Below are 5657 nucleotides of genomic sequence, written 5' to 3' on the forward strand. Positions count from 1 at the left end.
ATGTTCATTAATTTTTTATTTAATTTTTGAATTTTGTTTATTTATAGGATATATTTTCCAAAGCTTCGAATTAGAGAAAAATAGTTGAATAATTTTTATGAATATAAAATCATCTAAATCTTAAACATAATTATTTTATAAAATTAATATATATGGATTTATTATTCTACCTATTTTCTAGTTGTACATTATTATCAGGAATTTTAGTAATCCAATCACGAAATCCCGTATATTCCGTAATTTTTTTAGTACTGGTTTTTTTCAATGCTTCGGGATTATTAATCTTATTAGGATTAGATTTCTTTGCGATGATCTTTCTAGTAGTATATGTAGGTGCAATAGCTGTACTGTTTTTATTTGTTGTAATGATGTTAAATATAAAATTAACAGAAATCAATGAAAAAAAATTACGTTACCTTCCAGTAGGAGGTCTTTTAGGGATTTTATTTCTTTTTGAAGTTTTAATATTAGTAGACAATGATGTAATTCCGTTATTATCTTATAATATTGAAGATTCTTATTTAAAAGAAATATTCACTCAATTACAATTTTTCGATTGGTCAAACGAATTAAGTACATCTCATACTATTCATGCTTTAGGAAATGTAATATATACATATTATTTTTACTTTTTCTTAATGGCAAGTATTATTTTACTTGTTGCAATGATAGGAGCTATCGTATTAACAATGCAAAAGGGTATTCATGTGAAACGACAAGAAATATTCTTACAAAACACACGTGATTTTACTAAAACTATTCGTAAAATTTCTTAAATAGTACAAAATTATTTAAAAATTGATTCTTTAAAAATATTATGGATTTATCTAAATTTCTTGCTGTATCAACAATTCTATTTTTACTTGGAATTTGGGGTATTTTTTTAAATAGAAAAAATATTATTGTAATGCTAATGTCTATTGAATTAATGTTATTAGCGGTTAACTTAAATTTTTTAATGTTTTCTGTTTTCATAGATGATTTAACAGGTCAATTATTTTCCCTATTAATTCTTACTGTAGCAGCCGCTGAATCTGCAATTGGTTTAGCGCTTTTAGTAATATATTTCCGTGTTCGTGGTACTATTTCCGTTGAATTTATTAACTTATTAAAAGGTTAACAAATAAAAATACATAATTCTATTACGCTTATATTTCATTAATTTACAAAATATATTACTATCTTTTATTATAAAATAACCAATATTTAAATTATTTCTTGAAACATTACTTTTATATCATATAATATGTAATATTATAAAAAAATATTGGTTTTGTGCTTGTAGCTTAATTGGATGAAGCGTCAAACTACGGATTTGAAGATTGAGAGTTCGAGTCTTTCCAAGCACGTATAGAAAAAATCAGCCTTTTTAGCTCAATTGGTAGAGTCTCGGTTTTGTAAACCGACGGTTATCGGTTCAAATCCGATAAAAGGCTATATCACTAATTTGTTACCTTCTCATAGACTATTATTTTTAAAAAAAACAATTTGCTAGGAGAATAGTTCGAATTGGTAGAACAGTGGTCTCCAAAACCGAAAGTTAAGGGTTCGAATCCCTTTTCTCCTGCATTAATTGTTAAAAAAGAATAATTTATTATTCCAAATTACAAAAAATAATAGTATATGGTAAAAACTTTATCTTTAAGTGAAATTTCTACAATATTAGAAAATAATATTAAGAATACATTTCAAAAAATTGATGTAGAACAAATTGGACGCGTTTTATCTGTAGGTGATGGTATTGCCCGTGTATTTGGTTTAAAAAAAATACAAGCAGGTGAAATGGTTGAATTTGCAAGTGGTGTACAAGGTATGGCACTTAACTTAGAAAATGATAACGTAGGTGTCGTTTTATTCGGAAGTGATCGTACAGTAAAAGAAGGTGACTTCGTAAAACGTACAGGTAACATTGTAGATGTACCGGTAGGAAAAGGTACATTAGGTCGTGTATTAGATGGATTAGGAAATCCTATTGATGGAAAAGGTCCATTAACTGATGTAACACGCCGACGTGCTGAAGTTAAAGCACCTGGTATTATCGTACGTGAATCTGTTAAACAACCAATGCAAACTGGTTTAAAAGCAGTAGATAGCTTAGTACCAATTGGAAGAGGACAACGTGAATTAATAATCGGAGATCGTCAAACAGGAAAAACAGCAATTGCTATTGATGCAATTATTAATCAAAAAGCAATAAATGATGGATCTGTTGATGCTGATAAATTATACTGTGTTTATGTAGCTGTTGGTCAAAAACGTTCAACTGTTGCACAAATTGTAAAAATATTAGAAGATCAAGATGCTTTACGTTATACAATAATTGTAGCTGCTACAGCATCAGATCCTGCTCCTTTACAATTTTTAGCTCCATATTCTGGATGTGCTATGGGAGAATATTTTCGTGATAATGGATTACACGCTTTAATTATCTATGATGATTTAAGTAAACAATCAGTTGCTTATCGTCAAATGTCATTATTATTACGTAGACCTCCAGGACGTGAAGCTTTCCCAGGTGATGTTTTCTACTTACACTCACGTTTATTAGAAAGAGCTGCAAAAATGTCTAAAGATGTAGGTGGTGGTTCATTAACTGCTTTACCTGTTATTGAAACACAAGCAGGTGATGTTTCAGCTTATATTCCAACTAACGTAATTTCAATTACAGACGGACAAATATTTTTAGAAACAGAATTATTTTATAAAGGTATACGTCCTGCCATTAATGTTGGTTTATCTGTAAGTCGTGTAGGTTCTGCAGCACAAGTTAAAGCAATGAAACAAGTAGCAGGTACTATGAAATTAGAACTTGCTCAATATCGTGAAGTTGCTGCATTCGCACAATTTGGTTCAGATTTAGATGCAACAACTCAACATTTATTAAATAGAGGTGCTCGTTTAACTGAAGTATTAAAACAAGACCAATATACACCATTACCTGTTGAAAAACAAGTTGTTATCTTATTTGCTGCAACAAAAGGGTATCTTGATAAATTAGCTATTTCTGATATCTTAGATTTTGAAAATACTATATTACAACAAATAGATCCCTCTATTTTAAGTACTATTAAAGAACAAAAAGCATTATCAAGTGAATTATCGACTAAATTAACTTCGTTTTTTGATAGTTTAACTACACAATATATTACTTCAAAATAATTTTAATAAAATTAACCAAATCTAATGTGTATTTCGTAGAATGAAAACTAAGCTGAAATCGTCAAAGCTTAGTTTTTTTATTCTTTTATACTCCTTTTAATAATCTTAATTACAATATTGTAAATTTATTGTAGATTATATAGAATAAATACAATACACCAATATATATTTTATGTCAAAATCACAAAGAAAAATTTTAATTCGTGACATTATAAACAAACGTTACCCTATTAAATTCCTTTTTATGGGTCAAAATAGAGTAAAAGTTTTAATATTTACTACATCCGCAGTTTTAAGTACTACTTTATCACTACATGGTTCTATTGAGCAATCAGTTCAACAATTCAGTCAACTGGAATGGTTAAATGTAGAAGAGTGCCAACAGATACTCTCAAAATACAAACAACTTCCTGCTGAAATGGTCCAACGAGCTCAAGCAGTATTTAATGCATTAATAGAGGAACTCAAAAAAACTGTTACGAACGAAGCACAACGTCGTCCGTATGACCCTTTTCAAGATAAAAGAATTTTTCCAGGTTTAGTAGAGGATGCGTGTCCAAATAATCCAGTTGTACTTGTCAAACATATCGCTGACTTAGGTCGGAGTCTTCAAGTATATCCGGATCCTACAATACCTCCGCAACCTGAAGGACAAGTTTTAGTTGAAAACATATCTAATGTTATTAATGAAGCTAGTAGTTCTAGTATAAATAGAGAAGTGTCTACACCCACTTCTAGTAGAATAAGAAGTCGCGATATTGCTTTTGGTGATGAAAATGTAGAAATTAATTCAGAAGATGAAGTTACTCCAAAAAAACAGCGTATATCTTCGAATGTATCTACACCTAATGCCCCAGGACCAATTGCGCCTCTTGGACTTGAGATTCGTGAAGAACTTGAACTTAGTGAAGAGCTTAAGTATGCTAAACGAAGATTACACGAGGAAGCAATAAAGTGTCGAGCTGAAGCAGAAAAATATCGTGCATCGGCTTTCGGAGAAAATTCTCTACCGAGAAATGATGCATAATTACTATATATTTCTAAAAAACCATAAATTCTTTCACTACACATTTATGGTTTTTTTTATTCCTTTTTTTTTTATGAAAGATCTTTTTATATATATATATTTCAAAATACATTTGCTAAATAGTCTTCTGTATAGAGAAAATAATTACACCGAATTAAAATCATAAATCCCTCTAGGATTTATGATTCAGACTAAAAACACAACAATTACCACTTTATCAAGTATTCTACCAAAAAGAAACGCCCCTGACTAGATACAATTAGTCTTTTTAAACAAAAGTAAAACTTAAAAACAAGCGTTCCATAAGTGTCCCAAAGATATTCAAGTTTTTATCCCTATTAAACCCCTTTATTACAATAACAAATAAGAAAATTGAAAAGAAAAGTCGCCTCTTTTATGAAAATCTAAAAAACTTTATATTAATAGAAAATTCAAAAAAATTAATTCAGCCTGTCGCCAAAAAGAAATATCTTGTTTCCAGATCCAAAAACTCAAACTTACACAAAATTATCTTAAATTTCGCAACTATTACAAGAAAAAATTACTCTTTAAAGATACCCGCAATTACTGTTTTATTCTCAAACAATAAGACTGAGGAAACTTAGCTTCCTATCAATGAACGCATAGACCTTATTAAAAAATTAATCGCGCAGAATACCTTACTTAAGACTTATATCATCATAACGATCAAAAAGCACAAATTTTCAAACAACAAAATGAATGGAAAAGAACTTAATACTAATGATTTCGAGTTTGTAGAACATAAATAAAAAGTAAAAAAAAATAAACTATGGGAAAAGCCCACCTGTATATTACTCTCGCGCTCTATAATAATTTTTTATACCACAATCCAGATGAATTAGCTCTCGATTTATAGAAGCTATTTCGAGAAGTAACTAATACCCAAATCAACGAAATAGACACTATTCAAACAAAAAATGGATTTTATATTCAATTAAAAAATCTAGAGATCCTAAATTACAACATATACTACACGAACCCAGTAATTTAGCCTCTAATGCACGTATTATTAACTACTTAAAAACACTAGAAGAAAATTTAGAAAATGTTTGAATAATATGACTAATTACACCAAATCCGGGTAAGATTAAAATGTATACTTCAAGATGCTTTGTATAAGCAAGCAATGGACTCTATCTTAATCATTCGTATGTTTATTATTAATAAATTTTATAAAATGATGTAATCTTTTCGTTTTAGTTTTATCCAAATGATACTTATTTTTCTTAAAATATAAATATCTACAAGAGCAAATCCTAATAATTAATATCTAAAAATATTACATGCCTTTGAATATTAATATGAATTTTACTACTAAGTAAAAAAACCCACAACGCGCTCAAATAGATAGTAGAGTTTATTATAAAGAAGAAAGCTAGTTAATTTGAGCTAGCTATTTTCTTAAAAATTTAAAATTAAATTGATATTCGTTTTGAATAGTAGTTATAAA

Annotated in this window: 4 protein-coding genes and 3 tRNA genes; all 7 read left to right on the forward strand. The window is 28.7% G+C overall.

Features of this window, described 5'->3' with window-relative positions; translation table 11 throughout:
- The first annotated feature begins 152 nt into the window (after window positions 1-152).
- The 7 genes from JFN88_RS26135 to JFN88_RS26165 all read left to right on the forward strand — a co-directional run bounded on the left by JFN88_RS26135 (window position 153) and on the right by JFN88_RS26165 (window position 4186).
- Entirely contained in the window at window positions 153-776 is a 624-nt protein-coding gene (locus JFN88_RS26135; protein ID WP_199019281.1) for an NADH-quinone oxidoreductase subunit J, read from the forward strand.
- Window positions 777-817: 41 nt separating this feature from the next.
- Entirely contained in the window at window positions 818-1120 is a 303-nt protein-coding gene (gene nuoK, locus JFN88_RS26140) for an NADH-quinone oxidoreductase subunit NuoK (RefSeq protein WP_199019282.1), read from the forward strand.
- Between the two features lie 155 nt (window positions 1121-1275).
- Window positions 1276-1349 (forward strand) — tRNA-Arg (locus JFN88_RS26145).
- Between the two features lie 14 nt (window positions 1350-1363).
- Window positions 1364-1436: transfer RNA gene (locus JFN88_RS26150), tRNA-Thr, on the forward strand.
- A gap of 57 nt (window positions 1437-1493) precedes the next feature.
- A tRNA-Trp gene (locus JFN88_RS26155) sits at window positions 1494-1567 on the forward strand.
- A 56-nt stretch (window positions 1568-1623) separates the two neighbouring features.
- Window positions 1624-3159, forward strand: coding sequence for a F0F1 ATP synthase subunit alpha (atpA, locus tag JFN88_RS26160; protein ID WP_199019283.1), 1536 nt, complete (start codon window positions 1624-1626; stop codon window positions 3157-3159).
- A 172-nt stretch (window positions 3160-3331) separates the two neighbouring features.
- Complete coding sequence (locus JFN88_RS26165) at window positions 3332-4186, forward strand: hypothetical protein (RefSeq protein ID WP_199019284.1); 855 nt, start codon at window positions 3332-3334, stop codon at window positions 4184-4186.
- Window positions 4187-5657 lie beyond the last annotated feature (1471 nt).

The sequence above is a fragment of the Paenibacillus roseus genome (assembly GCF_016424485.1).
GTDB classification, from domain to species: domain Bacteria; phylum Bacillota; class Bacilli; order Paenibacillales; family Paenibacillaceae; genus Paenibacillus_D; species Paenibacillus_D roseus.

Bases quoted from the DNA above. Each gene is read 5' to 3' on its own strand.
- JFN88_RS26135 (WP_199019281.1), top strand. From the start codon at position 153: ATGGATTTATTATTCTACCTATTTTCTAGTTGTACATTATTATCAGGA.
- nuoK (WP_199019282.1), top strand. From the start codon at position 818: ATGGATTTATCTAAATTTCTTGCTGTATCAACAATTCTATTTTTACTT.
- atpA (WP_199019283.1), top strand. From the start codon at position 1,624: ATGGTAAAAACTTTATCTTTAAGTGAAATTTCTACAATATTAGAAAAT.
- JFN88_RS26165 (WP_199019284.1), top strand. From the start codon at position 3,332: ATGTCAAAATCACAAAGAAAAATTTTAATTCGTGACATTATAAACAAA.